The sequence below is a fragment of the Sphingomonas sp. genome (assembly GCF_965200105.1).
In the GTDB taxonomy this organism is placed as follows: Bacteria; Pseudomonadota; Alphaproteobacteria; order Sphingomonadales; family Sphingomonadaceae; genus Solisphingomonas.
This window is the reverse complement of sequence record NZ_CBDATN010000002.1, coordinates 310,421-335,299: the sequence shown is the minus strand read 5'-3', so window position 1 is coordinate 335,299 and position 24,879 is coordinate 310,421. Positions and strand designations below refer to the sequence as shown.

28 protein-coding genes are annotated in these 24,879 nt (G+C 70.2%); 19 read left to right on the top strand and 9 right to left on the bottom strand.

Translation table 11 applies throughout. The features are described from left to right. Nucleotides 1-152 precede the first annotated feature (152 nt). Entirely contained in the window at nt 153-563 is a 411-nt protein-coding gene (locus tag ACOFKX_RS02810) for a BLUF domain-containing protein (protein ID WP_419825578.1), read from the top strand. A gap of 3 nt (nt 564-566) precedes the next feature. Here the strand turns inward: ACOFKX_RS02810 and ACOFKX_RS02805 are convergent, their stop codons facing one another. The 6 genes from ACOFKX_RS02805 to miaA form a co-directional block, all read right to left on the bottom strand. Further along, nucleotides 567-1,187 (bottom strand): YceI family protein, encoded by a 621-nt coding sequence (locus tag ACOFKX_RS02805; protein WP_419825577.1) that lies wholly within the window; start codon nt 1,185-1,187, stop codon nt 567-569. 60 nt (nt 1,188-1,247) lie between these two features. Then, nucleotides 1,248-2,267: a ketol-acid reductoisomerase gene (gene ilvC / locus ACOFKX_RS02800; protein WP_419825576.1), complete on the bottom strand. Its 1,020-nt coding sequence runs from the start codon at nt 2,265-2,267 to the stop codon at nt 1,248-1,250. 51 nt (nt 2,268-2,318) lie between these two features. Further along, complete coding sequence (gene ilvN / locus ACOFKX_RS02795) at nt 2,319-2,834, bottom strand: acetolactate synthase small subunit (RefSeq protein ID WP_419825575.1); 516 nt, start codon at nt 2,832-2,834, stop codon at nt 2,319-2,321. A gap of 1 nt (nt 2,835) precedes the next feature. Next, entirely contained in the window at nt 2,836-3,174 is a 339-nt protein-coding gene (locus ACOFKX_RS02790; RefSeq protein WP_419825574.1) for a hypothetical protein, read from the bottom strand. Continuing rightward, a complete protein-coding gene (locus ACOFKX_RS02785; protein WP_419827324.1) occupies nt 3,174-4,937 on the bottom strand; it encodes an acetolactate synthase 3 large subunit in 1,764 nt (587 codons plus the stop codon). Before ACOFKX_RS02785 ends, ACOFKX_RS02790 begins: the two co-directional genes overlap by 1 nt. A 76-nt stretch (nt 4,938-5,013) precedes the next feature. Next, entirely contained in the window at nt 5,014-5,937 is a 924-nt protein-coding gene (gene miaA, locus ACOFKX_RS02780) for a tRNA (adenosine(37)-N6)-dimethylallyltransferase MiaA (RefSeq protein ID WP_419825573.1), read from the bottom strand. Between miaA and serB the strand changes: the two genes are divergently transcribed. Further along, a complete protein-coding gene (gene serB / locus ACOFKX_RS02775; protein ID WP_419825572.1) occupies nt 5,930-6,805 on the top strand; it encodes a phosphoserine phosphatase SerB in 876 nt (291 codons plus the stop codon). The genes miaA and serB overlap by 8 nt on opposite strands. On the opposite strand, the gene ACOFKX_RS02770 is transcribed toward serB, so the two are convergent. Further along, on the bottom strand, nt 6,802-7,659 hold the full coding sequence (locus ACOFKX_RS02770; RefSeq protein WP_419825571.1) for a hypothetical protein: 858 nt from the start codon (nt 7,657-7,659) through the stop codon (nt 6,802-6,804). The genes serB and ACOFKX_RS02770 overlap by 4 nt on opposite strands. A gap of 509 nt (nt 7,660-8,168) precedes the next feature. On the opposite strand from ACOFKX_RS02770, the gene ACOFKX_RS02765 reads away from it, so the two are divergent. Further along, nucleotides 8,169-8,432: a glycosyltransferase gene (locus ACOFKX_RS02765; protein ID WP_419825570.1), complete on the top strand. Its 264-nt coding sequence runs from the start codon at nt 8,169-8,171 to the stop codon at nt 8,430-8,432. After that, on the top strand, nt 8,429-8,836 hold the full coding sequence (locus tag ACOFKX_RS02760; RefSeq protein WP_419825569.1) for a glycosyltransferase: 408 nt from the start codon (nt 8,429-8,431) through the stop codon (nt 8,834-8,836). The genes ACOFKX_RS02765 and ACOFKX_RS02760 overlap by 4 nt, the downstream gene beginning before the upstream one ends. Here ACOFKX_RS02760 and ACOFKX_RS02755 read toward each other — a convergent pair. Both ACOFKX_RS02755 and ACOFKX_RS02750 read right to left on the bottom strand, forming a co-directional pair. Next, nucleotides 8,826-9,962 carry a polysaccharide biosynthesis/export family protein gene (locus ACOFKX_RS02755; protein WP_419825568.1) on the bottom strand — a complete coding sequence of 379 codons (1,137 nt, stop codon included), beginning with the start codon at nt 9,960-9,962 and terminating at the stop codon, nt 8,826-8,828. The two genes, ACOFKX_RS02760 and ACOFKX_RS02755, sit on opposite strands and share 11 nt — an antisense overlap. Before the next feature lie 122 nt (nt 9,963-10,084). After that, nucleotides 10,085-10,747 (bottom strand): ABC transporter ATP-binding protein, encoded by a 663-nt coding sequence (locus ACOFKX_RS02750; RefSeq protein WP_419825567.1) that lies wholly within the window; start codon nt 10,745-10,747, stop codon nt 10,085-10,087. A 92-nt stretch (nt 10,748-10,839) separates the two neighbouring features. Here ACOFKX_RS02750 and ACOFKX_RS02745 point away from each other — a divergent pair, with 92 nt between their 5' ends. The 15 genes from ACOFKX_RS02745 (at nt 10,840) to virB11 (ending at nt 24,867) form a co-directional block, all read left to right on the top strand. Next, nucleotides 10,840-11,928, top strand: coding sequence for a glycosyltransferase family 4 protein (locus ACOFKX_RS02745; RefSeq protein ID WP_419825566.1), 1,089 nt, complete (start codon nt 10,840-10,842; stop codon nt 11,926-11,928). A gap of 47 nt (nt 11,929-11,975) precedes the next feature. Next, a complete protein-coding gene (locus tag ACOFKX_RS02740) occupies nt 11,976-13,142 on the top strand; it encodes a hypothetical protein (RefSeq protein WP_419825565.1) in 1,167 nt (388 codons plus the stop codon). Between the two features lie 93 nt (nt 13,143-13,235). Beyond that, complete coding sequence (locus ACOFKX_RS02735) at nt 13,236-13,364, top strand: hypothetical protein (protein ID WP_419825564.1); 129 nt, start codon at nt 13,236-13,238, stop codon at nt 13,362-13,364. Between the two features lie 14 nt (nt 13,365-13,378). Further along, a complete protein-coding gene (locus tag ACOFKX_RS02730; protein ID WP_419825563.1) occupies nt 13,379-13,786 on the top strand; it encodes a hypothetical protein in 408 nt (135 codons plus the stop codon). Further along, a complete protein-coding gene (locus ACOFKX_RS02725; RefSeq protein WP_419825562.1) occupies nt 13,776-14,129 on the top strand; it encodes a hypothetical protein in 354 nt (117 codons plus the stop codon). Before ACOFKX_RS02730 ends, ACOFKX_RS02725 begins: the two co-directional genes overlap by 11 nt. A 207-nt stretch (nt 14,130-14,336) precedes the next feature. After that, nucleotides 14,337-14,558 carry a hypothetical protein gene (locus tag ACOFKX_RS02720; RefSeq protein WP_419825561.1) on the top strand — a complete coding sequence of 74 codons (222 nt, stop codon included), beginning with the start codon at nt 14,337-14,339 and terminating at the stop codon, nt 14,556-14,558. After that, nucleotides 14,527-16,962, top strand: a complete 2,436-nt coding sequence (locus ACOFKX_RS02715; protein ID WP_419825560.1) for a glycogen/starch/alpha-glucan phosphorylase — start codon at nt 14,527-14,529, stop codon at nt 16,960-16,962. The genes ACOFKX_RS02720 and ACOFKX_RS02715 overlap by 32 nt, the downstream gene beginning before the upstream one ends. Nucleotides 16,963-17,089: 127 nt before the next feature. Beyond that, complete coding sequence (locus tag ACOFKX_RS02710; protein WP_419825559.1) at nt 17,090-17,710, top strand: lytic transglycosylase domain-containing protein; 621 nt, start codon at nt 17,090-17,092, stop codon at nt 17,708-17,710. Next, a complete protein-coding gene (locus ACOFKX_RS02705; protein WP_419825558.1) occupies nt 17,707-18,009 on the top strand; it encodes a TrbC/VirB2 family protein in 303 nt (100 codons plus the stop codon). Before ACOFKX_RS02710 ends, ACOFKX_RS02705 begins: the two co-directional genes overlap by 4 nt. Before the next feature lie 2 nt (nt 18,010-18,011). Then, nucleotides 18,012-18,293: a type IV secretion system protein VirB3 gene (locus ACOFKX_RS02700; RefSeq protein ID WP_419825557.1), complete on the top strand. Its 282-nt coding sequence runs from the start codon at nt 18,012-18,014 to the stop codon at nt 18,291-18,293. Beyond that, entirely contained in the window at nt 18,290-20,743 is a 2,454-nt protein-coding gene (locus ACOFKX_RS02695) for a VirB4 family type IV secretion/conjugal transfer ATPase (RefSeq protein ID WP_419825556.1), read from the top strand. Before ACOFKX_RS02700 ends, ACOFKX_RS02695 begins: the two co-directional genes overlap by 4 nt. After that, entirely contained in the window at nt 20,740-21,951 is a 1,212-nt protein-coding gene (locus ACOFKX_RS02690) for a type IV secretion system protein (protein WP_419825555.1), read from the top strand. Before ACOFKX_RS02695 ends, ACOFKX_RS02690 begins: the two co-directional genes overlap by 4 nt. Next, nucleotides 21,948-22,763: a TrbG/VirB9 family P-type conjugative transfer protein gene (locus ACOFKX_RS02685; protein ID WP_419825554.1), complete on the top strand. Its 816-nt coding sequence runs from the start codon at nt 21,948-21,950 to the stop codon at nt 22,761-22,763. The genes ACOFKX_RS02690 and ACOFKX_RS02685 overlap by 4 nt, the downstream gene beginning before the upstream one ends. Continuing rightward, the gene (locus ACOFKX_RS02680; RefSeq protein WP_419825553.1) at nt 22,760-23,890 is read left to right on the top strand and encodes a TrbI/VirB10 family protein; all 1,131 of its coding nucleotides are present in this window, start codon (nt 22,760-22,762) and stop codon (nt 23,888-23,890) included. Before ACOFKX_RS02685 ends, ACOFKX_RS02680 begins: the two co-directional genes overlap by 4 nt. After that, complete coding sequence (gene virB11, locus ACOFKX_RS02675) at nt 23,887-24,867, top strand: P-type DNA transfer ATPase VirB11 (protein ID WP_419825552.1); 981 nt, start codon at nt 23,887-23,889, stop codon at nt 24,865-24,867. The genes ACOFKX_RS02680 and virB11 overlap by 4 nt, the downstream gene beginning before the upstream one ends. Nucleotides 24,868-24,879 lie beyond the last annotated feature (12 nt).

Genomic DNA, 24,879 nt, shown 5'->3' with positions numbered 1-24,879 from the left:
CGCCTAAGGGCGCGTAAGTCGAAGGGGGAGGGCGGATCCGACGTTCATGTACGCGAACGCTAGGTCGGGAGTGAGGGGAAGTCCACCATCTTAAGAATTACGTAGCCGATTGGTGGCAGAAAGCGCGTGGAGACGAGGAGAAGGTTCGGGGCATGATCCGGCTCACTTACATCAGCACTGCTGCTCGCGATCTGCGTGCCGACGCGATCGAAGATATCCTGAAGGCCTCGCGCCGCAACAATCGGCGCGACCGCGTGACGGGGCTGCTGCTCCACGACGGCCGCCGCTTCCTGCAAGTGCTGGAAGGTGCGGCGCCGTTCGTCGAAGCGGCCTACGCCCGCATCCTGAAGGATCCGCGCCACCGCGCCTGCGTGAAGCTCGACGAGCGGGCCGCGGAAGCGCGCGTGTTCGGGGAGTGGGACATGGCGTGCCGCAGGCTCGACGCGACGGGCGACGCCTCCACGCTGTCGGAGACGGTAGACCGCATGGTCGCGCAGGTGCCCGAGCCCAATGTCCGCGCGCTGTTCGAGAGCTTCGCGCGGATCGACCGCTCGGCCGCCTAGCGCCTACTTCTCGAACGCGGCGTTGATGACGAGTTCGACCTCGTCGGACACCATAGGCACGTACTTCGTGACGCCGAACTCGCTACGGCGGATCGACGTACGCGCGACGAAGCCGACCGACTGCGCCTTGCTCATCGGGTTCACCCCCGATCCGAACAGCCGCGCGTAGATCACCACCGGCCGCGTGACGCCGTGGAGCCTGAGGTTGCCCTCGATGGCGGCGCCTTGACCCCGCGCGTGCACGGCGCTCGACGTGAAGGTGGCGGTGGGGAAACGTGCCGCGTCGAACCAGTCCGCGGATTTCAGCTCTGCGGTGAGCTTCGGGCTCGTCGTCGCGACGCTGGCGATGGGCACGGTGACGGTGAGCTTCGCCATCTCCGGGTGGGCGGGATCGATCGAGAGCGATCCCGAAGCGTCCGAGAACCAGCCGGCATAGGGCGAGATGCCGAGGTGGCTGACCGCGAAAGCCACCTGCGTGTGGTTCGGCTCGACACGGTAATTGCCCGCGACCACCGGCTTGCCGGTATCGCCGTGGATCATCATGCCCGGGCCGCCCGGCGGCGGCGCCGGCTGCGCGAGGAGCGGCGCCGCGAGAACGGCGGCGGTCAAGAGGGCAAGGCGCATCGTCATCTCCCGGCTATCGGGTGCATCCTGCCGCAGCCCGGCCCGCTTGGGAAGCGCCGGTCAGTTCTTCTCCTTGTCGACGAGCTTGCCCTTGCCGATCCACGGCATCATCTCGCGCAGCTTCGAGCCGACCTGCTCGATCGGGTGCGCGGCGGCGAGCTTGCGCGCGGCCTTGAGCTCGGGCTGACCGGCGCGATTGTCCAACACGAAGCGCGAGACGAAGCGGCCCTGCTGAATGTCGGCGAGCACGCGCTTCATCTCGGCCTTGGTCTCGGGCGTGATGATGCGCGGCCCGGTGGTGATGTCACCATATTCGGCGGTGTTGCTGATCGAGTAGCGCATGTTTGCGATACCGCCCTCGTACATGAGGTCGACGATCAGCTTCACCTCGTGGAGGCACTCGAAGTACGCCATTTCCGGCGCGTAGCCAGCCTCCGTGAGCGTCTCGAACCCGGCCTGGATCAGGTGGCTGAGGCCGCCGCAGAGCACGGCTTGCTCGCCGAACAGGTCCGTCTCGCACTCCTCGCGGAAGCTCGTCTCGATCACGCCCGAGCGGCCGCCGCCGATCGCCGAGGCGTAGGAGAGCGCCACGTCGTGGGCGTTGCCGGATGCGTCCTGGTGGATGGCGATGAGGCAGGGTACGCCGCCGCCGCGCTGATACTCGGAGCGCACGGTGTGCCCCGGCCCTTTGGGCGCGATCATGAAAACGTCGATGTTCGCGGACGGTTCGATCAGGCCGAAGTGAATGTTGAGGCCGTGGGCGAAGGCGATGGCAGCGCCGTCGCGGATGTTGGGCGCGAGATCGTCAGCCCAGATCTGCGCCTGATGCTCGTCGGGCGCCAGGATCATGACGATGTCGGCCCAGGCGGCGGCTTCGGCGTTGGTCATCACGCGGAAGCCTGCGCCTTCCGCCTTCTTCGCGGTGGCGGAGCCGGGGCGGAGCGCGATCGCGACCTCGCCGACGCCCGAATCCCTTAGGTTCTGCGCGTGGGCGTGGCCTTGCGATCCGTAGCCGACGATCGCCACCTTCTTGGTCTTGATCAGGCCGGCATCGGCATCGCTGTCGTAATAGACGCGCATCGTTCTTCCCTTTCGTACGTCACGGCCGATTGCGGCTCTAGAGGATTGTGGTCAGGCGGCTTTCCCGCCGCGTGTCATCGCGGCGACGCCGGTGCGCGCGACCTCGACGAGACCGACCTCGCGCATCAGCTCGATGAACTTGTCGATCTTCTCGGGCGTGCCGGTCACCTCGAAGACGAAGGAAGCGATCGTCGAGTCGACGACGCGCGCTCGATAGACCTCGGCGAGGCGCAACGCTTCGATGCGGTGGTCGCCGGTGCCCGCCACCTTCACCAGCGCGAGTTCGCGTGCGACATGCGGACCGATCGCGGTGAGGTCGGCTACGCGATGGACGGGCACAAGTCGATCAAGCTGCGCGATGATCTGCTCGATCATCGCCGGCGGACCCGAGGTGACGATGGTGATCCGGCTGACCGCGTGATCCTGCGTGATGTCGGCGACGGTCAGCGACGAGATGTTATAGCCGCGCGCGGTGAACATGCCGGCGATCCGCGCCAGGATGCCGGCCTCGTTATCGACGGTGATCGATAGGGTGTGCCGTTCGGCGGCGTCCTCGCGGATACGCATTTCAGCGCGGCTCCGGCTCGAGTCGGACGCTGCCAACCATGCCGTAGTGCCAGTAGTGGCGGCCATCCTCATCGACCCGTGGCCACGAAATGTTGATGGCCGTGAATCCAAAACCTTCCAGCACCTTGGCGACCACCTCTCCGGCATAACGCGAGCTGATCCGCACCTTGTCGAACGTCTCGTCGTCGTCGAAGTGCGCGGGCTGATCGAGGTGGATCACCCAATCGGCGTAAGCGGGGCTCGCCTGCGCGGTCCAGCCCGCGAGCTCCTCCGATCCGCCGTTGCGGCGCGCGAAGTCGAACGGCTCCGCGACGTGCACGATCACCCGGGTGCGCGCCATTACACCAGCGCCTTCGCCTCGTCCGAGACTTCGCCGACGACCTCCTCGGCATGCAGGATCATCTCGGTGTGTGCGGCGCCGCTCGGGATCATGGGAAAGCAATTAGTAAGCTGGGCAACGCGGCAGTCGACCATCACCGGGCCATCGACCGCGAGCATCGCGGCGATGCCATCATCCAGCGCGTCAGGTGTCTCGATCCGCAGCCCGGTCCAGCCATAGGCCTCGGCTAGCTTCACGAAGTCCGGTAACGCTTCGCTATAACTTTCGGAGTAGCGCGAGGAATAGTTCAGTTCCTGCCACTGGCGCACCATCCCCATATACTGGTTGTTGAGGATGAAGATCTTGATCGGCAGGCGATATTGAGCGGCGGTGGACATCTCTTGGATGTTCATCAGGATCGAAGCCTCGCCCGCGATGTCGATCACCAGCCTGCCCGGGCAGCCGAGCTGAGCACCGATCGCCGCCGGCAGCCCGTAGCCCATCGTGCCGAGCCCGCCGCTCGTCAGCCAGCGGTTCGGGTCCTCGAAGCCGTAATGCTGCGCGGCCCACATCTGGTGCTGGCCGACCTCCGTGGTGATGATCGGATCGCGCTCCCTCGTCGCCTCGTACAGGCGACGGACCGCATGCTGCGGCATGATCTCGGCGATCGATGGCGGGTAGTCGAGGCAGCCGCGCGCGCGCCAGCCGGCGATCCGCGCCCACCACTCGGTCTGGTCGGCGGCCTCGTGCCCGCGCGCCTTCCAGCCGTCGACCATGGCGGCGATCGCGACGCCGGCGTCGCCAATCACGGGAAGGTCGACGCGAACATTCTTGTTGATCGACGAACGATCGATATCGACGTGGATCTTGCGCGCTTGGGGCGCGAAGGCGTCTAGCCGGCCGGTAACGCGATCGTCAAAGCGGGCGCCCAGGCAGACGATGAGGTCCGCCTGGTTCATCGCCATGTTGGCCTCGTAGGTGCCGTGCATGCCCAGCATCCCCAGCCACGCCGGGCCGGAGGCAGGGTAGGCGCCGAGCCCCATCAGCGTCGAGGTGACGGGCGCCCCGGTCAGCGCCTGAAGCTCGCGCAGCGCCGTCGATGCCGCCGGACCCGAATTGATGATGCCGCCGCCCGTGTAGAGGACCGGCCGCTCGGCCGCCGCCAGCATCTCCACCGCAGCCTCGATCGCGTGCGCGTCGGGCTCGGTCTGCGGACGGTAAGTCTTGTGCGCGGGCGTCGAGGCTGCAAGATCGTAGCGCGCGGTCGCGATCTGCACGTCCTTCGGCAGATCGATCACGACCGGACCGGGGCGTCCCGACGTGGCGATATGAAACGCCTCGTGCACGACGCGACCGAGGTCCGCCGGGTCCTTCACCAGGTAATTGTGCTTGGTGCAGTGCCGCGTAATGCCGATTGTGTCCGCCTCCTGGAAGGCGTCGGTGCCGATCAGGTGGGTGGGAACCTGCCCGGTGATGCAGACGAGCGGGATCGAGTCCATCATCGCGTCTGCGAGGCCCGTGACAACGTTGGTGGCGCCCGGCCCCGAGGTGACGAGCACCACGCCCGGCTTCCCCGTCGCCCGCGCATAGCCTTCGGCGGCGTGCGCGGCGCCGCCCTCCTGCCGGACGAGGATGTGTCGGATGGCGGGCTCGCCGCCCGCGCCGTGGCGGAACAGCGCGTCGTAGATCGGCAGCACCGCGCCGCCCGGATAGCCGAACAGCATCTCGACGCCGAGATCGACGAGCGCCTCGACAAGGATGTCGGCGCCGCTCTTCTCTTCCATGGTCATGCTGAGGGTCCGTAGCAGAACGAGCCGTGACTGGCAGGGGTAGGTACAGTGGTGCGGTAAACGAAACAAACTAGCGAGTCAAGCGATGTGAGAGAAAGGATATTGCGCTTCTTACCTCGTCAATGTTAGAATCTTCCCAAGTGGCGTTCTGGTTGCGAAACCAGGTCCGTTGTCGCTTCGCGTAGCGGCGGCTCGCGGCCTGCGCATCGGCGATCGCGTCCGTCCGGCTGCGTTCGCCCCGGCGCCAGGCCGCAAGTTCGCGCACGCCGATCGCGCGCATCGCCGGCAGCGAGGCGTCGAGCCTGCGCGCGAGCAGCGCGTCGACCTCCGCACCGGCCCCCGCTCCGATCATCGCCTCGAACCGCGCGTCGATCGCCGAGGCGAGCGTCGCCGCTGGCGGCATCATGACTAAGGGTGACAGGCGCACCTCGCCCTCGATCCCGCCCGCGCGCTCCTCCTGCCACTCGGCAAGCGTGCGTCCGGTCGATCGCACCACCTCCAGCGCCCGCGCCACGCGCGTCGTGTCGGTGGCGCGCAGCCGCGCGGCTGCGGCGGCATCCTCGCAGGCGAGCGCGGCGTGCGCCTCGGCGACGGGCAGCGCACGCACCGCCTCGCGGATCGCGGGATCGATCGCGGGCACCGGTGCCAGGCCGAGCAGCAGCGTCTGGATGTAGAGGCCGGTGCCGCCGACCAGGATCGGCACGCCACCGCCGCCGTGAACCGCCGCGATCGCCCTGCGCGCCTCCGCCGCCCACACGGCGGCATTGTGCGCGACGCCTGCGTCGATATGGCCGAACAGCAAGTGCGGCACGCGCGCCTCGTCCTCGGCAGATGGCCGCGCCGTCAGGATGCGGAGGTCGCGATAGACCTGGCTCGCATCGGCATTGACGATGGTGCCGCCGATCCGTTCGGCCACCGCGATCGCCAACGCGCTCTTGCCGCTCGCTGTCGGCCCTGCGATGAGCCCGAGCGGCGGGAGACGGCTTGTGTTCATCGCGACGCTGATAGCAGCCGGCCGGCTGGCCGGGGGAGACGTTTCGGCCGCCCGCGACGCGCTCGCGGACGCCGGCTGCGCACCCGGCGAGGCGAGTTGGATCGATCGCGGCGACGCCGCCGACATCGGCTTCGCGAACGACCCGGCCGTCGGCCGCGCCGCGCTGGAGGGGCGCGGGTACGACATCGTCGTTCAGGCCGCGGCGCTCCGCGTCAAGCGGCTGCTGGTCGCCGACATGGATTCGACCATGATCACCGTCGAGTGCATCGACGAGCTCGCCGACTATGCCGGCATCAAGGCCGAGATCGCCGCCGTCACCGAAGCGGCGATGCGGGGCGAGCTTGATTTCATCGCGGCGCTCGACGCGCGCGTGGCGCTGTTGAAGGGGCTCTCGGCCGACGCGATCGACCGCTGTCGGGCGGAGCGCGTGCGCGCCACGCCGGGCGCGCGTACGCTCGTCGGCACGATGCGGGCGGCGGGCGCACGGACCATCCTCGTGTCTGGCGGTTTCACCGCCTTCGCCGAGCCGGTAGCGGCCGAGATCGGCTTCGAGACGGTGATCGCCAATCGGCTGGGTATCGCCGGCGGCGCGCTCGACGGGACCGTCGCGCGGCCGATCGTCGATGCCGCGACGAAGCGCGCGACGCTGGAGCGCGAGCGTGCCGCGGCCGGCCTCTCCGCCGCCGAGACGCTGGCGGTCGGTGACGGCGCCAACGACATCCCGATGATTCAGGAGGCGGGCCTCGGCGTCGCCTATCACGCCAAGCCCCGGACGGCGGCAGCCGCGGCGGCGCGGATCGATCATGGCGACCTGACTGCGCTGCTGTGGGCGCAGGGGCTCGCGCGGGCACAGTGGGCGGCCGGCTAGAGCTGCTCCGCCAAGGCGTACGGAGCAGCGTGCGGAGCAGAGCTTCGCGTGACGTGCCGGTAGCGAGCGCCTCGGCCGCGCGGGCGCCGCCAAGGTTGCGACGCGCACGAAGTCCGTAGCGTCGACGGGCCGGGGAGCAGCCTGGGCCAATCGCCGAGCTCGACCGTCTCGACCATGATCGTGCGGTGACGGACCGTGATCCGCGTCACGGTGCGACCGGCGGCGGCGAGCAGTAGTCGTGCCGCCGCCGCTGGTGCAACCCCGCCGACGTGAGCAAGCGCACCGAAGCGGACACGCAACGGCACCGGCGGCGCATCGAGCAGGCGGTCGACGATCGCATCGGGATCAGTCGCATCGGCGAGGTCGAGCGATGGGAACCGCCGCCGGTGTGGCAGACGGGACGCCTGGGGCAGCGCCGTCAGAGCCCGACCGAGTTGGGTCGTCACCGCCGGTGCAGACGCGCGCTCGGTTTCGCGGTCCGCCGTATCGGCGGCGGCGGCAGCGCGCTTGATCGCGAGTGCTTCTTCCGCCTTCTCGGACGCGCGCAGTGGCGCGGTGTGCGCGGCGATCCGCGCCTCACGGCCCCGCAGCACCGCGATGTCGATGGCGTCGAGCGCGACCTCGAAAGCCCGCGCCAGCGCATCCGCCTCGTGGCTGGGCGCGATCGTTTCGGGCGCGGGCATGACGTCGCGGTAGGAGCGCTCGCGCGTCGGGATATCGGCGAAGGCGAGCATCGCCATGGTATCGGCGGTCGCTTGCCGGACGGTCGCGACATCACGCTCGTCGAGGACCGCGCGATCGAGCGGGCTCGCATCGGCGATCAGCACGCCGGTGCTGGGCGCCAACTCGCTCAACAAAACGACGTCGGCGATGGTACGAGGCGCGCACCCGGTGGTGAGCCCAGCGCCGCCGATCCGCGCGTCGCAATCGACCGCCAAGCGCGGCAGGGCCGGTGCTGCTGCTCGATGCGGGTACCGTGCTCGATCCCTACGCGCTTGCCTGGCTCGGCTATGCGGCGAAGCGGACGGCCGCGGCGGCGGTGTTCGCCGAAGACGATCGGCTCGCCGATGATGCCCGCTTCGGGCAGCGTCTCTCCGCTGCGCGGCGTCTACGAAGCCGATATCGCCAGGACTTCGGAGCTCCCGCCCGTCCTTCTGCTCTTGGCCGGGCAAGACGCCGCGCACATGGTGCGGCTGCACGGCGGCGAAGAGGCCCGGCGCGTGATGCTGGAAGTGACGGCCGCTGGAGGCGTGGCGCACGTGCCATGGCCGCTCGCCAGCCGGCTGCTCCTGACCGTCGCGCCCGCCACGCACCGATTGATACCACGCCCTTGCCCCCGTCGTCGTCGGCCCAGCGCTAACCCGTGCTCCCGACGGGCGCGGGCGGCAGGCTGTACGTCGTAATGGTGGCGCGTGACGCACTCGAGCTGCTCCACCATGCAGTGACGAGCCTTCTTGATCGCGCCGCCGATGCCTCCCTAAACCGCCTGATCGTCGTCGATAACCGTAGCGTGCGCGCGGAGACGGTGGCGCTGCTCGACGGGCTGCGGCAGCGCGGGATCGAGGTGCGGACGTACGACGAGCGTTCAACTGGTCGCGCATCAGCAACCTGGCGGTGGAGGCGGTGACGGGCGCCTTCCTCGCCATGCGCCGCGCGGTGTTCGAGCGCGTCGGCGGCTTCGACGAGGCGCGGCTGGCAGTCGGCTACAATGATCTTGATCTCTGCCTGCGCGTGCCCGCCGCCGGGCTGCGCGTGCTGTTCGAGGCGGGGATCGAGCTCGTCCACCATGAACCACGCACGCGCGGGCAGAACATCGCACGCTCGCGCGTGGCGTGGGACGAGGGCGAGCTCATAACGCTGCGCCGCCGCTGGGGCGACGCGCTCGATCTGGATTCCAGCTACAATCCTCGCTGGGCGCGGTGCGAGCGCGCCTTTGACGGCGTGCACGTTCCGCACGAGGCGGAGGTCCTCGCCTGGATCGATCGCCGCGCGCGGCCCGATCCGTGGGCGATCGCGCCGGTCAGCGGCTGATCGCGCGCGCGGTGATGATCGGCGAGAAGAGCTGGTTAATGACGCCGATCAGCTTGGAAGGTTGCAGCGCCGCCGCGTTGCCGATGTAGAGCACGTCCTTGTCGCGCATCGCCACCTTCTGCGCCAGGAAGTAGCTGGCGGGCTTCATCATATCGAGGCGGTAGATGATCGGCGTCACGACCGGGCCGGCCGCCTCCAGGTGCGCGTCGTAGCGGAACAGGAACACCGCGCGCGGATCGGCCTGGCTGTCGGTCGGCCCGCCGACCCGCGCCACCGCTTCGGCCAGCGAGACGGTGCTGTTCTCGAACGACACCTGGCTCACGCGGTTGGTGGCGCCGAACACGGTGAAGCTGCGCGGGCGGTGCAGCACGTCGATGCGGTCGCCGGGGATGAGCAGCACGTCGTCGGGTCCGCCGGGCGTCAGGTCGGCGAGCTGCTCGTCGATAACGCGGCCGCCGCGGTGCAGGCGGACGAGCATGTCGTCGGACGTGTAGGCCGGGCCGCCGCCAAGAGCGATGGCGTCGGTAATGCGCTCGTTCCCGAGCGTCAGCAGGATCGGGCCGGGCTTGCGGATGTCGCCGCCGATGAAGATGCGGTTGGCGACGTTATCGCGCACCGCCACCAGCACCTGCGGGTTCTGCGACTTGCCCGCCAGCCCGCGCTCCACCAGCGCCTGCACCTCGGCGGGCGTGCGCCCGGCGACCGGCAGCCGGCCGATGAAGGGCAGCGTGATGACGCCGTCCCGATCCACCGTCACCGCCGGGAAGGTGGCGTTGCGCGCGCCGGGATCGGCCTCGGCGTTGGCGGCCGACGCGATCGAGGAGGAGAAGAGCGAGGCGCCGACCTCGAACACGCTGATGATGAGCACGTCGCCCGGCCCGATCGTGTCGGTGCGCGCCATCTGGGCCAGCGTCGCCATGCCCGGGCGCGGCGGCGGCGTCTCGGCATCGAGCTGAGCGACGACTGGCGCAGTGATCTCGACGATCTTGAACCCCATCGGATCGCGCCGCGCTCCCTGCCGCACCTGGCTCGCGGTCGGGCCGCTGGCGGGCAGCGTCTGGCAGCCGGCGGTGAGGATGGTGCCGGCGAGCAGCAGGGCGTTGGAAAGGCGGGACGCGCGTATCATCGGGAAGGGCAACCCCCTGGAAGCCGCCGCGGCGGCGTTACGCGCTCGCGGCGCCGCGGAACCGCCGCGGTCGACATCGCTTAGCATCGGCCCCGGCGATTTCAAACGACGCGAATGAGCGATCAGGCGGCGCGCATCTGAAGCCGATAGTGAACGTCGACCGCCTCGTCGATCGTGTCGTAGAAGACGAGCGCCCCCGCATAGAGCACCGCGCCGCGACGGCAGAAGCGCTTGAGCGTCTCAGTATCGTGCGAGATCATCACCAGCGTGGCGCTGTCGCGCCTGGTCGTCAGTGCCTCCTCGGACTTGGCGCGGAACCGGGCGTCGCCCGCGCCCGTCACCTCGTCCACCAGATAGCATTCGAAGTTGATCGCCAAGCTGAGCCCGAACGCCAGCCTGGCACCCATGCCGGCCGAGTAGGTGCGCACCGGCTGATGGATGTAGGGGCCGAGCTGCGCGAAATCCTCGACGAAGGCCAGCGTCTGCTTCTCGTCCTGCTTGTAGACGCGCGCGATGAAGCGGGCGTTGTCGGCGCCCGTCAAACTCGACTGGAAGCAGCTCGCGTAGCCGATCGGCCAGGACGTGGACATGGTGCGGGTGATGCGCCCGGCGGTCGGCTGCTCGACGCCGGCGATCAGCCGCATCAGCGTCGACTTGCCCGCCCCGTTGGCGCCGCATATGCCGATGCTGTCGCCGCGATCGATCCGGAAGCTGACGTGGCGGAAGACGGATTTCTCGAACTTGCGGACGTGGTAGACCTTGGAGATATTGTCGAAGAGGATCATGCGTTCTCGGTTCCCGGCGTATCCGTCGTGCCCCTCGGGCTCGTTAGCATAGGGCGTCCGCGACGGATAGAAGACTGGTCATCGACGGCAGAATGCTGGACGGCGCGGACGGTACCGGCGTCTCCAGCTACGCGCGCGCGCTCATGGCGGCGGCGGCTCTCGGCGGCTGGACGCCGTCGATCGTGCACGCGACGCGAGGGCAAGGCGCAGTTGCGCGGCTCGCCAGGTGGGCGACGGCGGCGTCCGGGCGACGGCGGCCGCTGCGCCTCGCGGGCGGCGACCTCGTCGGCGACGACATCTTCCGCGTGGCGCAGATCCACTTCGACTGGTGGCGCCGGCCGCTCGTGCTCGACGCGCCCGGTCCTCCCGGGATCGCGCACTGGACATACCCGCTGCCGCTCCGCATCGCCGGCTGGGCCAACCTCTATACCATCCACGACGTGATCCCGTTGGCGCAGCCCGAACTCACCTCGATCTCGCCGGACCGTCATCGACGGCTGCTGTCGGCGATCATGCATCCTGCCGCGGGGCTGGTGACGGTGAGCGCGGCGGCCAAGGCCGATATCGTCCGCGCGACCGGCTGCGCGCCGGACTTCGTCACCGATTGCGGGCAGGCGGCGCTGCTGCCCGAGCCTGATCGCGAGACGCCGGCTGGACTGCGACGCGGCGGCTACTTCGTCTATTGCGGGCTGATCGAGCCCCGGAAGAACCTCCTCCGCCTGATCGCGGCGCATGCACGGGCCGCGACCGGGCTGCCGCTGGTGATCGTCGGCCCCGATGGCTGGCGGGCGGGGCCGATCCTCGCCGCCATCGCCGCGGGCGGCGACGTGCTGCGACTCTCCTACCAGGAGCGACCCGCTCTCGCGGCGCTGATCCGCGACGCGCGCGCGCTGCTCTTCCCGTCGCTCGCGGAGGGTTTCGGGTTGCCGGTGGCGGAGGCGATGACGCTCGGCACGCCGACGCTGATCTCGCGCGATCCCGCCCTCGTCGAGGTCGCCGGCAGGGCGGCACTCTCGGTCGACGGCGAGGATGTCGACGCGATCGCCGCCGGCATCGCGCGGATGGCGTCCGACGACGCGCTGCGCGCGCGGCTCTCGACCGACGGCCTCGCCCGCGCGCGCGACTTCTCGCTCGATCGCTTCGCGGAGAGGCTCGGCCGGCTCTACGCCTCGCTCGCCTGAGGCGAAGCGTTGTCGCTCGTGGCGAGTGCGCCTAGAGGGTCGGCAGCATGGAAGACGACACGCAGATCGCCCCGTTCGCGTCACCCCGGCGCGCCGTCGAGCTCCACCCGTTCGATTTCTTCCCGAACCGGCAGAGCGCCATCGGCGGCCTAGGCGGCGAGGACGACCGGTCCGACCCGACCTACGCCTTTCATACACGCTACGAGCCGGTTTCGCCCGGCCACGTCACCTTCTCGGTCCGCATAGACGATCTCGCCGTCACGGGAGGCACGATGGTGCTCCGCGTGCTGGCGATGGCGACCGATGAGCACGCGATCGAGCCGTCCATCGTCAACACCGCGCAAATCCCGCTGAGGACGATCGCCGAGCGGGGCGGCGAGTTCTCGATCGGCGTGGAGGCGGTCGACGGCATGCTCTACGCGCTGCTCGGGCTTGTCGTGGACGAGACCGACGCGACCGCCTCCGGCATCGCAATCACGCTAGACCGTCTCGATCATGTCGACACCGATGTCGGCGGCATGACCGAGGACAGCGAGACGCGGTTCGGCGCGCCGGAGGTGCTGCCGATCGCGCAACTGCTCACCTCGGCGGCGCCGACGCTGGCGCTGCCGGTGTCGCAGGTTCGCACGCCCGAGCAGCTCGACGAGCCGCACTACGCCCGCTGGGCGACGGCGCTGCGCGTGCGGCGCGGCGAGGATGCCTGGCCGCGCGTGTACGTGCTGCGCGTGCTCGAGACCTACGGCCTCCTTCAGCGCGGCGCGCGAGGGCTGCTGCTCGGCGGAGCGGACGAGGCGATGGCGTCGGCGATCAACGCAAAGGGCTGCACTGTCGCCGTTCAAGACGTCGTCGTTTCGGCCGAGGGCGGCCCGCCCGCAATTCCGGAGGATCTGCGCGGCTTCGACTTCCTCTGGTCGCAAGGCGTCTGCGACCGGCTGTCGTCGATCTCCGACGGCCTCCACCTGCTCGAACACTCGCTTGCTTGCCTCAACGTCGGCGGCGTCGCGGTCCACGTCTTCCGCTTCGTCGCGAGCGCCGACGTGGACGGCGCGGACGTGCCCGGCGCGCTCGTCTACACCCGCGCGCATCTCGAACGGCTGGCATTCCAGCTCATCACCGGCAACCACGAGATCGCGCAGTTCAGCTACGCGCTGTCGACCGACGTGGTGCCGCGCCCCACGCTGTTCGGGCTGGCGATCCGCAAGGGCAGCTTCTGAGCCGCACACCATGCCTTCGCCGGGTCGGGCGGCGAGGAAAATGACGGCGGCGTTCGGCCCGGCGCCGCCGCCGCGCGTCGCGCGCGGTTCGGTTTGCTCACCATCACCGCGCCCGGTTTGCGGGGCAGGGGCGGACGGCTGCTCGTCGATCTCGGCGACGGCTTCGCGGAAGAGCGCAGCGTCGCCTTCGCTTTCGCGACGGCATCGCCCGGCTGCTGGTAAGCGACCTTTCGCACGTGTCGAGACTGCGCTGGGCGTTGGGCGAAGATCGCGCGCCAATACCCGCGCCCGCCGTGACGCTGGAGGCGCTGCGCGACGCGGGCGCGCTCGGCGCGGTGATGCACGCCGAGGTTCCGGATGCCGATCATCTGCTCGTTAACGGGCGGCCGCCCGCCGGCTACCGCCTGCTGGCGTCGCGGACGGCGGGGCCCGCCATCCGCTTCTTCTTCGTGGTGCCAACGCACGAGAAGCCGCCGGACCTGCTCGTCGCATGCCTCGATTCGCTGCTTGCCAGCTTTATCCGAACTTCGAGATTTACCTCGCCGACGATGCCTCGCGGAACCCGGCCGTGCTGGAGACGATCCGCGCCTACGCCGCGCGCGATCCGCGCGTGCGCTACGTGGTACGTGGTACGTGGTACGTGAGCGGAACGACCATATCTCGGCGGCCAGCAACAGCGCGCTCGCGCTCGGCGATTTCGTGGTGCTGGTCGATCACGACGACGTGCTGCCCGATCACGCGCTGGCGGTGGTCGCCGCCTATGCGGATGCGTACCCGGAGGCCGACATCCTGTTCTCCGACGCGGACGAGCTCACGCCGGCCGGCGAGCGGATGCATCCCTATTTCAAGGGCGGCTTCGATCGCTTTCTGATGTACGGCCACAACATGGTAAGCCATCTCGGCGTCTACCGGCGTTCGCTGGTGGAGGCGGGTGGGTGGCTTCCGCGAAAGGTTCGAGGGGCGGCTATTTCGGCAAGGCGGGGCTGATGCAGCAGGTCTCCGCCGCGACCGCCGCCTGACCGTTCGTCCGAAAAGCCGACTTCCGGACCGTCGGCGGCTTCGATCCCGCGCTGCGTGTCGGCTACCACGAATGCTATCTCTGCCTGAAGCTCGGGCGTGGCGGCTGCGGATCGTCGTCGACCCCGGCATCGCGCTCGTCCACAGGGACGGCGGCACGCGGAGCGGCGACGAGGAGTGCGGCGCCCCGAGCGGCTGGAGCGCGAGGCGGCGCTGATGCGCGAACGATGGGGCGACATGCTGACGCGAGATCGCTACTGGTCTCCTAATCTGGATCAACCACGCGACGATTTCGCCTTCGCGCTGTCGCCGCGCGTCGTGCCGCCCTGGCGCGTCCATCCGCCCACCGCCCGAGGAGGCGACGCCCATGACCAAGACTCTGGAGCGCCGGCGACCTGATCGCCGCTCCGCCGCGCGTTTCGCCGCCGAGATCGTCGACACGCTCGTCCAGCGCATCGGCAAGGACGAGCGCGCCGCCAAGCCGCACGATTGGCTGGCCGCCACCGTCTTCACCATTCGCAACCAGGTGATCGAGCGCTGGATGGAGTCCACGCGCGCGGCGCACCGCGCGGGCGCCAAGCGCGTCTATTATCTCAGCCTCGAATTCCTGATCGGGCGGCTGCTGCGCGACACGCTGTCGAATCTTTCAGCCGAGGGCGATGTAAAGGCGGCGCTCGAATCGCTCGGCGTCGACCTCGCCGAGATCGAGGCGATCGAGCCCGATGCCGCGCTCGGCAACGGCGGGCTGGGCCGGCTCGCCGCCTGCTTCATGGAGAGCCTCGCCTCGCTGGGCCTGCCCGCCTACGGCTACGGCATCCGCTACGTGAACGGCATGTTCCGCCAGCACATCGAAGATGGCTGGCAGGTCGAGCTGCCCGAGACCTGGCTCGACTATGGCAACCACTGGGAGTTCGAACGCCGCGAGAGCGCCTATCATGTCGGCTTCGGCGGCGAGGTGATGCCCGACGCCGACGGGCGCCAGTGCTGGAAGCCTGCCGAGCGGGTGATCGCCATGGCGGTGGACACGCCGGTGGTCGGCTGGCGGGGCAAGCGCGTCAACACCCTGCGGCTGTGGGAAGCGCGCGCGATCGAGCCCATCCGTCTCGACGCCTTCAATGCCGGCGACCATGTCGGCGCGCTTTCCTCGCAGATGCGCGCCGAGACGCTGACGCGCATCCTCTATCCCGCCGACGAGACTCCGGCGGGGCAGGAGCTGCGCCTGCGCCAGGAATATTTCTTCTCCTCCGCCTCGATCCAGGACATCGTGCGTCGCCACGTCCAGTACGATGGCGACATTCGTACGCTGCCCGACAAGGCGGCGATCCAGCTCAACGACACGCACCCGGCCGTGTCCGTCGCCGAGCTGATGCGGCTGCTCATGGGCGAGTTCGATCTCGGCTTCGAGGAGGCGTGGGACATCTGTCGCCGCACGTTCGGCTATACCAACCACACGCTGCTGCCCGAGGCGCTGGAGGCGTGGCCGCTGCCGTTGTTCGAACGGCTGCTGCCGCGCCACATGCAGATCATCTACACGATTAACGCGGCCCTCCTGCGCGAGGCGCGCGACAAGGGCTTCGAGGACGGCAGCCTGCGCGCCGTCTCGCTGATCGACGAGGAGGACGGGCGGCGCGTCCGGATGGCGAACCTCGCCTTCGCCGGCTCGCACAGCGTCAACGGAGTGGCGGCGCTCCACACGCACCTCATGAAGGAAACGGTGTTCGCCGATCTCCACCGGCTCTGGCCCGATCGCATCAACAACAAGACGAACGGCATCACGCCGCGCCGCTGGCTGATGGAGTGCAATCCCGAACTCACCACGTTGATCCGCGAGGCGATCGGCGACGCGTTCATGGACGATCTGGAGGCGCTGGAGGCGCTCGCGCCCTTCGCGGACGACTCCGCGTTCCGCGAGCGCTTCATGGCCGTGAAGCGCGCCAACAAGCAGGCGCTGGCCGATTGGCTGCGGGGCCGCATCGATATCCGCATCGATCCGGACGCGCTGTTCGACGTCCAGATCAAGCGCATCCACGAATATAAGCGCCAGCTGCTCAACATCGTCGAGACCGTCGCGCTCTATGATCGCATCCGCCTCCACCCGGAGAAGGATTGGGTTCCGCGCGTCAAGCTGTTCGCGGGCAAGGCGGCACCAAGCTATCACAACGCCAAGCTCATCATAAAGCTCGCCAACGACGTGGCACGCCGGATCAACGCCGATCCAGCGGTGGCGGGTCTCCTCAAGATCGTGTTCGTGCCCAACTACAACGTGTCCGCCGCCGAGCGGATCGTGCCCGCCGCCGACCTCTCCGAGCAGATCTCCACCGCCGGCATGGAGGCGTCGGGCACCGGCAACATGAAGTTCGCGCTGAACGGTGCCGTCACCATCGGCACACTCGACGGCGCCAATGTCGAGATCCGGGATCGCGTGGGCGCGGACAATATCGTCATCTTCGGGCTCACCGCCGAGGAGGTCGCGGCGAGGAAGGCGGCCGGCTACGATCCGCGCGCCGCGATCGCCGCCTCGCCCGAGCTGGAGAGCGCGCTGACCGCGATCGCCACCGGCGTCTTCTCGCCCGACGATCGCGCCCGCTACGCCAGGCTGATCGGCGGCATCTACGAGGCCGATCCGTTCATGCTCGCCGCCGACTTCGACGCCTATGCTTCCGCGCAGAACGAAGTCGACCGGCTGTGGCGCGATCCGGCGGCGTGGGCGGCGACGGCGATCCGCAACACCGCGCATGTCGGCTGGTTCTCGTCGGACCGCACGATTGGCGACTATGCGCGGGAGATCTGGGGCGTCGGATGAGCGGTTCCGTACGTCCTCGGCGGCTCCGTACGCAATCGCTTGCAACGCGGCGGCGGGTGGGTGACATTCTACCGTAATGTTGCGGGCCGAGATACAACTCCGGAACATGGGCTCGCGAGGATAGGGAATGGTGATCGGCAAGCGCCTCTCGTGCATGGTCGTTCTGGCCTTGCTGGCCGCGCGGCCGGCGTTCGCCGACGTTATCGAGATCGGCGACGATGGCGCGGCCCGCACCCGGTCCGGCGGCGGCGTGGTCAGCTGGTCGGGAGGCGTCGCGGAGATCGGCGCGGATGACGGCGCGGCCGTGCCCGACGCGGCGATCACCGCCATCGAAGACGCGGCTACCCCCATCGCCTATCGTGCCGCGCTCACCTCTGCGGCACGCCGCTATGCGCTCAGCCCCAGCCTGCTCGCCGCGCTGGTGGCGCGCGAGAGCGGCTGGCGCGCGGGCGCGGTGTCGGTGAAGGGCGCGCAGGGATTGGCGCAACTCATGCCGTCGACCGCAAGGATGCTGGCGGTCGACGCGCACGATCCGGCCGCCAATCTCGACGGCGGCGCGCGCTACCTGCGACTGATGCTCGATCATTATGACGGCGACGTCGAACGCGCGCTTGCCGCCTACAACGCCGGTCCGGGAAGGGTCGATCGCGCGCGCGGCGTTCCCGCCATTCCCGAGACCCGCGCCTACGTCTCGACCATCCTCGACCGGCTCGGGCCGGTCGTCCAGCCGGTGAGTGTCGTTCGATGAAGAGAGTCGTGGCCTTCGGCCTGATGTCCACGCCAGCGCCGGTATTTGCGCAGGTGGTGGTGGATCCTGCGGGTTCGGGTCCGATCGTGGCGGCGTTGGGTTGGTTGCAGGGTACGTTGCTGGGCAATGTGGCGACGGCGGTGGCGGTGATCGCGGTGGCGATGGTGGGTTTCATGATGCTGACGGGCCGGATGAACTGGCGGTTCGGGGCGACGGTGATCGTGGGCTGCTTCGTGTTGTTCGGGGCGTCGGCGATCGTCAGCGGCATCCAGTCGACCGCGTCGGGCGCGGGTCGGTAGCGGTGGCGTTGTCCCGCACGCCGGTGTTTCGTGCGCTGACGCGTCCGCAGATGTTCGCGGGGGTGACGTACAGCTACTTCATCGTGAACGTGGGCGTGACGACCGAGGCGTTCCTGGTGACGCGGAGCTTCTGGGCGCTGCCGGTGGCGCTCTTGGTGCACGGCGCGGGCTATCTCGCCTGCCTGCGCGAGCCGCGCGTATTCGACCTGTGGCTGACGAAGGTCAGCCGCTGCCCCCGCGTCCGTAACTGGAAGCGGTGGGGCTGCAACAGCTACGCGCCGTGAGCGGGGCCGGAAGCGAGGCCGCGGGCGGGGCGGGCGTCCGGTGGACGGGGCCTGCGGCGTGGCGCCGCCGCGAGGCGCGTGCCGGCGACCGGCTGCCCTATGCCCGCCACCTCGACGCGACGACGCTGGCGCTTCGCGACGGCGCGCTCGCGCGGATGATCCAGGTGCCGGGTCTGCCGTTCGAGACCGAGGACGCCGCCGCGCTCGACCATCACTTAAGCGTGCGCGAGACGATGCTGCGCTCGGTGCTCGACGCGCGCTTCGTGCTCGTCCACCATGTCGTCAGGCGGCGGGTGACGGTGTCGCGCCCGGCGGCGTTCGCGCAGGGCTTCGCCGCGCATGTCGACGCGCGCTGGGCGGGGCTGCTCGCCTCGCGGCGGCTGTTCGTCAACGAGCAGGTGGTGACGATCGTGCGCCGCCCGGCGCGCGGGCGGGCGGGCTGGGCGGAGCGCGTCGGCCGGATGCTGGGCCGCGCCGGCGATGTCGACCATGCCGCCGACCTGCGCGCGCTCGACGCGGCGGCGACGGGGCTGGTGGCGGCGCTCGGCGCCTACGGCGCGCGCACGATGGGGCTGTACGAGGGCGCGGGCGGCCCGTGCTCGGAGCCGCTGGAGCTCCTCTCGGCGATCTACAATGGCGAGATGCGGCCGGTGCTGGCGCCCGGCGACGACACCGACCTTGGCCACCACCTGCCCTACGCGCGGGTGAGCTTCGGGCTGGACGCGATCGAGACCCGGCGCGCGGGCGGCAGCGACTTTGCCGGCATGCTGTCGATCAAGGAGTATCCCGACGCGACGCACGCGGGGCTCGTCGACCAGCTGCTGCGCCTGCCCCACGAGCTCGTGCTGACCGAGAGCTTCGCGCCCGCCGACCGGCAGGTGGCGCGCGAGCGGATCGACCTCGCCATCCGTCGCGTGCGCTCGGCGGACGAGGAGGCGGTGGCCGAGCGCCGCGAGATGATGGCGGCGCGCGACGCGCTGGGGCTCGGCCAGGCGGGGTTCGGCGACCATCACCTGTCGCTGATGATGCGCGCGGACGATCTCGCCGGGCTCGACGGCGCGTGCGCGCAGGCGGCCGCGGCCCTGTCCGACGTGGGCGCGGTGGCGGTACGCGAGGACGTCAACCTGGAGCCCTGCTTCTGGGGGCAGTTCCCGGGCAACGAGGGCTATCTGGTGCGCCGCGCGCTGGTCTCGACCGGCAATGCGGCGGGCTTCCTGTCGCTGCACGGGCTGCCGCTCGGGCGCGCCACCGGCAACCACTGGGGCGAGGCGGTGACGGTGCTGGAGACGACGGCGGCCACGCCCTACTTCTTCAACTTCCACTCGGGCGACGGCGGCGGCGATCTCGGCCACTTCACCGTCATCGGCCCGTCGGGCTCGGGCAAGACGGTGGTGATGAACTTCCTCGCCGCCCAGGCGCAGCGCTTCTGCCCCCGCACCATGCTGTTCGACAAGGATCGCGGCGCCGAGCTGTTCGTGCGCGCGTGCGGCGGCGACTATGCGCGGCTGGTGCCGGGCGAGGCGACCGGGCTCAACCCGCTGGCGCTCTCCGACGACGCGCAGAACCGCGCCTTCCTGCGCGACTGGCTGGGCGTGCTGCTCGCGGTCGCGGGGCCCGAGGAGCAGGCGGCGGTGGCGGCCGCGGTCGACGCCAGCTACGACGCCGAGCCCGCCTTCCGCCGGCTGCGCCACTTCCGCGAGCTGTTGGGCGGACGCAGGCGGCCCGAGCCCGGCGACCTCGCCTCCAGGCTCGACCCGTGGGTGGGTGCCGGCGAGCACGCCTGGCTGTTCGACAACGCGTCCGACACGCTCGACCTCGACGTGCGGATGGCGGGGTTCGACATGACCGCGCTGCTCGACCAGCCGGTACTGCGCACGCCCGCGATGATGCTGCTGTTCCACCGCATCGACCGGACGCTGGACGGCAGCCCTGCGATGATCCTCATCGACGAGGGCTGGAAGGCGCTCGACGACCCGGTGTTCTCGGCGCGCATCCGCGACTGGCTGAAGACCTGCCGCAAGCGCAACGCGATCGTCGGCTTCGCCACCCAGTCGGCGCGCGACGCGCTCGACAGCCGCATCGCGTCCGCGCTCGTCGAGCAGACCGCGACGATGATCTTCACCCCCAATCCCAAGGCGCGCGCGGAGGATTACTGCCTGGGCTTCGGCCTGTCCGAGCACGAGCTCGAGCTCATCCGCCAGCTCCCCGCCCACTCGCGCTGCTTCCTCGTGCGCCACGCCAACCACTCGGTCGTCGCCCGGCTCGACCTCGGCCACGAGCCCGAACTCCTCACCATCCTGTCCGGCCGCGAAGCCACCGTCCGCCGCCTCGACGCCATCCGCCAACGCACCGGAGACCAACCCGCCGACTGGTACCCAGCCCTCACCGGCAAACCATGGCCCGGTGAACGCCCAATACACAAACACGCATTCGCCGAGGCCGCAGAATGAACGCCTGCCCAACCCTCGGCGCGGATACCGCCGGCATCGCGCCGGCGTTGCGCGCGATCGACTGCATGACGGGCCAGGCGACCGCCACCGCCTTCGGGCGGCTGTTCGGCGCGCAGGGCGCGCTCATGCCCGCGCTCACCATCCTGCTCACGCTCTACGTCGCCTTCTTCGCGATCGGACTGCTCACCGGGCGCTCCCGGCTGGGCGTGTCGGCGCTCACGCCCCGGATGATGACGCTGGGTCTCGTGCTCACCTTCGCGACTTCATGGGCGGCCTACCAAAACGTCGTGTGGCAGCTCGCCACCGGCGCGCCCGACCAGCTTGCGGGCTTGGTGGCGGGCACGCACGGCTCGGCGACGCAGGCGTTCGCGGACCGGCTCGACCGATTGTTCGGCGCCGTCGCCGATGCCGCGCAGGCCGCCGCCAAACCGGCGCCCGCCACGCCGACCGGCATCACGCCCGCCGCCGCGACCGTTGGCGGCTTCAACGCGTCGACCGTGCTGTGGCTCGCGGCGATCATGCTGCTGCTCGGCACCGTCGGCGTGATGATCACCGCCAAGATCGCTTTGGCGGCGCTGCTCGCGCTCGGCCCGGTGTTCGTGCTGTTCGCGCTGTTCGGTGGCACGCGCGGGCTGTTCGAGGGCTGGTTGAAGGGTGTCGTGCTGTTCGCGCTGGCGCCTATGCTGGCAGTGCTGCTCGGCGGCGCGGCGGTGATCGCGCTGATGCCCGTTGCCGACGCCATAGCGCTGTCCGGCGGCGAGCCCGATCCGCGCGGCGTCGGCGTGCTGTTCGTCGGTGCGTCGGTCTATGTCGCGCTGATGGCGATGGCGCTCAAGGTGGCGACCGTGCTGGTGGCGGGCTGGCGGCTGCCGGGCGCGGGGGCGGCGCGCAGCGAGGCGGCCGAGCGCACCGCCCGCGCCGCCGCGGCCGCGGGCATCGCCGCGACGGCTGCCGTGTCGCCGTCCTCCGGCGACCGGTCGCAGACGGACGAGCGTGTGCGCGGAATCGTGGCCGGGCTGGGCGTGTCCGCTCCCGAGCCTGCGCTTGTTGCCGACGACCCGCGCGTTCGCCGATCCGCCCAGGTGATCGCGCTCTCCGATCACCGACCCGCGGGTGCTGCTGGCGGCCGCCCCCGGTCAGAAGCGAATGGCCTTGGCAGCCGCTTCCGTACGCCGCCTGCCGGCCCGAACAAGGGGATCGTCTCGTGAAGAATCGACTTGCCCTCGGCCTCGCGCTGGCGTCGGACGCCGCGATGCCCTTGGCCGCTCGCGCCGATCCGCGCATTGCCGTGCGCCCTTACCAGGCGGCGCAGGTGGTGGTGGTCCACGGCCGTGCCGGCGTCGAATCGACGATCGCCTTCGCCGACGACGAGCGCATCGAGAATGTCGCGGTAGGCAATAGCGCCGCGTGGCAGGTGACGCCCAACAAGCGCGCCAACCTGCTGTTCGTGAAGCCGACCGGCACGCGGCCCACCAACATGACCGTCGTCACCGATCAGCGGACCTACCTGTTCGATCTCGTCGCGGCGACGGCGGCGCCCGTCTACATGCTGCGCTTCAGCTACCCGCCGAAGCCGGCGGTGCCGGCGCCCCGGCCCACCCCGGAGGAGGTCGCGCTTGCCGCCGCCGTGGCGGCCACCGCCGCGCCACCGGCATCCCCGCCGCCCGACCCCGCCGCGCTCAACTTCGCGTGGAACGGGAAGGGCGACAAGGCGCTGCTGCCCGCCCGCGTCTACGACGACGGCAAGTCGATCTTCCTCTCCTGGGACGGCGACGTGGCGCTGCCCGCCATCCTGGTGCGCGATCCGAGCGGGCAGGAAGGCCCCGTCAACTACACGGTGCGCGGCGGCGTGATCGTGGTCGACGGCGTGCCGCCGCAGCTGGTGCTGCGTGCCGGCAAGCAGGTGGCGACGCTCAGCGCCGGGATGCCCGCGGTCGATACGGCCAAGCGGACGGACCGCAGCCTTGCAGACGCTCGGCCCAGCCGGCCCTTCGCTCATGTCGCGGACGGCCGGCCATGACCGATCGGACGCAGCACCGGCCGGCCAACCCGCGCGAGACCACGCTGCTATCGCCGCTGACCGAGACGGACCCGCGCGAGTCGCTGGACGCGCGCGCACTGGTGCTCGCCAGCCGCAACGCCTATCCCGTGGTCGCAAACCAGCCGGCGCGGCGAGACGGCGCGGGGCTGGCGGCCGGCGCGGCGATCGCGCTGGCGCTGGGCGGCCTGACCTTCTTCTCGATGAGCGGCCATCGCACGCCTGCCCCTAGGCCCGCAGCCCCGGTCGCCACCATTCCGCCAGCGCCGACGACCATGCTGCCTGCGCCGCTCCCGCTGCCTGCGCCGCGGGGGCTGCTGCTACCCGCCACGCCGCCGATCACGCCCGCCATGCCGCAGCAGCCGAGGCCCGTTGCACCGGTGATGGTGTACGACACGAGCGCGCCTGAGGGCGCGCCCGTCGTCGTGCCCGCGCCGGCGGCTCCCGGCACAGCGGCCGCCAGGGCGGGGGGCAACAGTGGCGGCGGCGGCACCGACACCGATCAGTTCGCCGCGCGCGTCAGCGACGGTGACGTTCAGGTGGCGAGCGCGCGTCAGCTCAGCGATCCCGCCGCCACCGTCACGCAGGGCACACTCATCCCGGCGGTGCTGGAAACCGCAATTGACACCGACCTGCCGGGGTACGCCCGTGCGCTGGTCAGCCGCGACGTCAAGTCGTTCGACGGCGCGCACGTGCTCATCCCCCGGTCTTCGCGGCTGATCGGCCAGTACAAGTCGGGCCTCGCGGCCGGTCAACGCCGCGCCTACGTGATCTGGACCCGGCTGATCCGGCCCGATGGCGCGTCCGTGGCGCTGGGCTCGCCGGCGGTGGACATGGCGGGCACGTCCGGGTTGGCGGGCAAGGTCGACGATCACTTCATGAAGCGCTTCTCCTCCGCCGCGCTGCTCACCGTCATCGGCGGTCTCTCGGCGATCGGCAACGCGTCGGTGGTGCTGTCGGGCGGCGGGCAGAGCGCGGCCTCGGTAGCGGCGCAGCGCGATACCGCGATCCCGCCGACGATCCGCGTGGCGCAGGGCCAGCCGATCCGTGTCTTTACCGCCAAGGACCTCGATTTCTCGGGCGTACCGACGGTCACGGCGTCGCGGTGAGCGCGGCGCTCGCCGAATTGAGCGTGGATCGGCGGGGAGGGGTTTTCCTCGATGCTTATCTGGCACCCTTCGCCCGCTGGCTGGCGCGCGAGGAGGTGACGGAGCTCCTCGTCAACCGTCCGGGCGAGCTATGGATCGAGGCGGCGGGCGAGCCCGCGCTGCGCCGCTTCGAGGCGGCAGACGTCGACGACCAGCTCATTCGCCGCCTGGCCGAGCAGATCGCGCGCGCCAGCCACCAGGGTGTCAATCGCGAGCAGCCGCTGGTGGCCGCCACGCTGCCCGACGGCGCGCGCGCGCAGTTCGTGGCGCCGTCGGCGACGCGCGGTCACTGGGCGATGGCGATCCGGCGCCACCGCCTGGTCGACCTGCCGCTCGACGTCTATGCGGGCGCGATCGCGCCGCCCGCGCGCTTGGCCGCGCCGGATGCCTTGCGCGATCCGATCGCCTTCCTGCGCCACGCTGTCGCGCACCGGCGCACCATCCTCGTGTCGGGCGGCACGTCGAGCGGCAAGACGACGTTCCTGAACGCGCTCCTGGCCGAGGTGCCGCCCGCGGAGCGCGTCGTCCTCGTCGAGGACACGCCCGAGATCCGGCTGAGGAGCGAGAGCGGCGTCGGCCTCGTCGCCGTGAAGGGGGAGACGGGCGAGGCACGCGTCACCACTGACGATCTCCTCCAGGCGTCGCTGCGGCTACGGCCGGATCGTATCGTTCTGGGCGAGCTTCGCGGTCGCGAGGCGGTAAGTTTCCTGCGCGCGATCAACACCGGCCACCCGGGTTCGTTGTCCACCATCCACGCCAACTCGCCCTCGGGCGCGTTGGAGCAGCTCGCGCTGATGGTCATGCAGGCGGGGCTCGGCCTCGGCCGTGCGGACACCATCGCCTATGCGCGCTCGATGATCGACGTCGTGGTCCAGCTCGAACGCCGGGAGGGGCGCCGCACGATCGCCGCGATCGAGGATATCGGCGGCGATCGTTAGCGGAACGCTTCT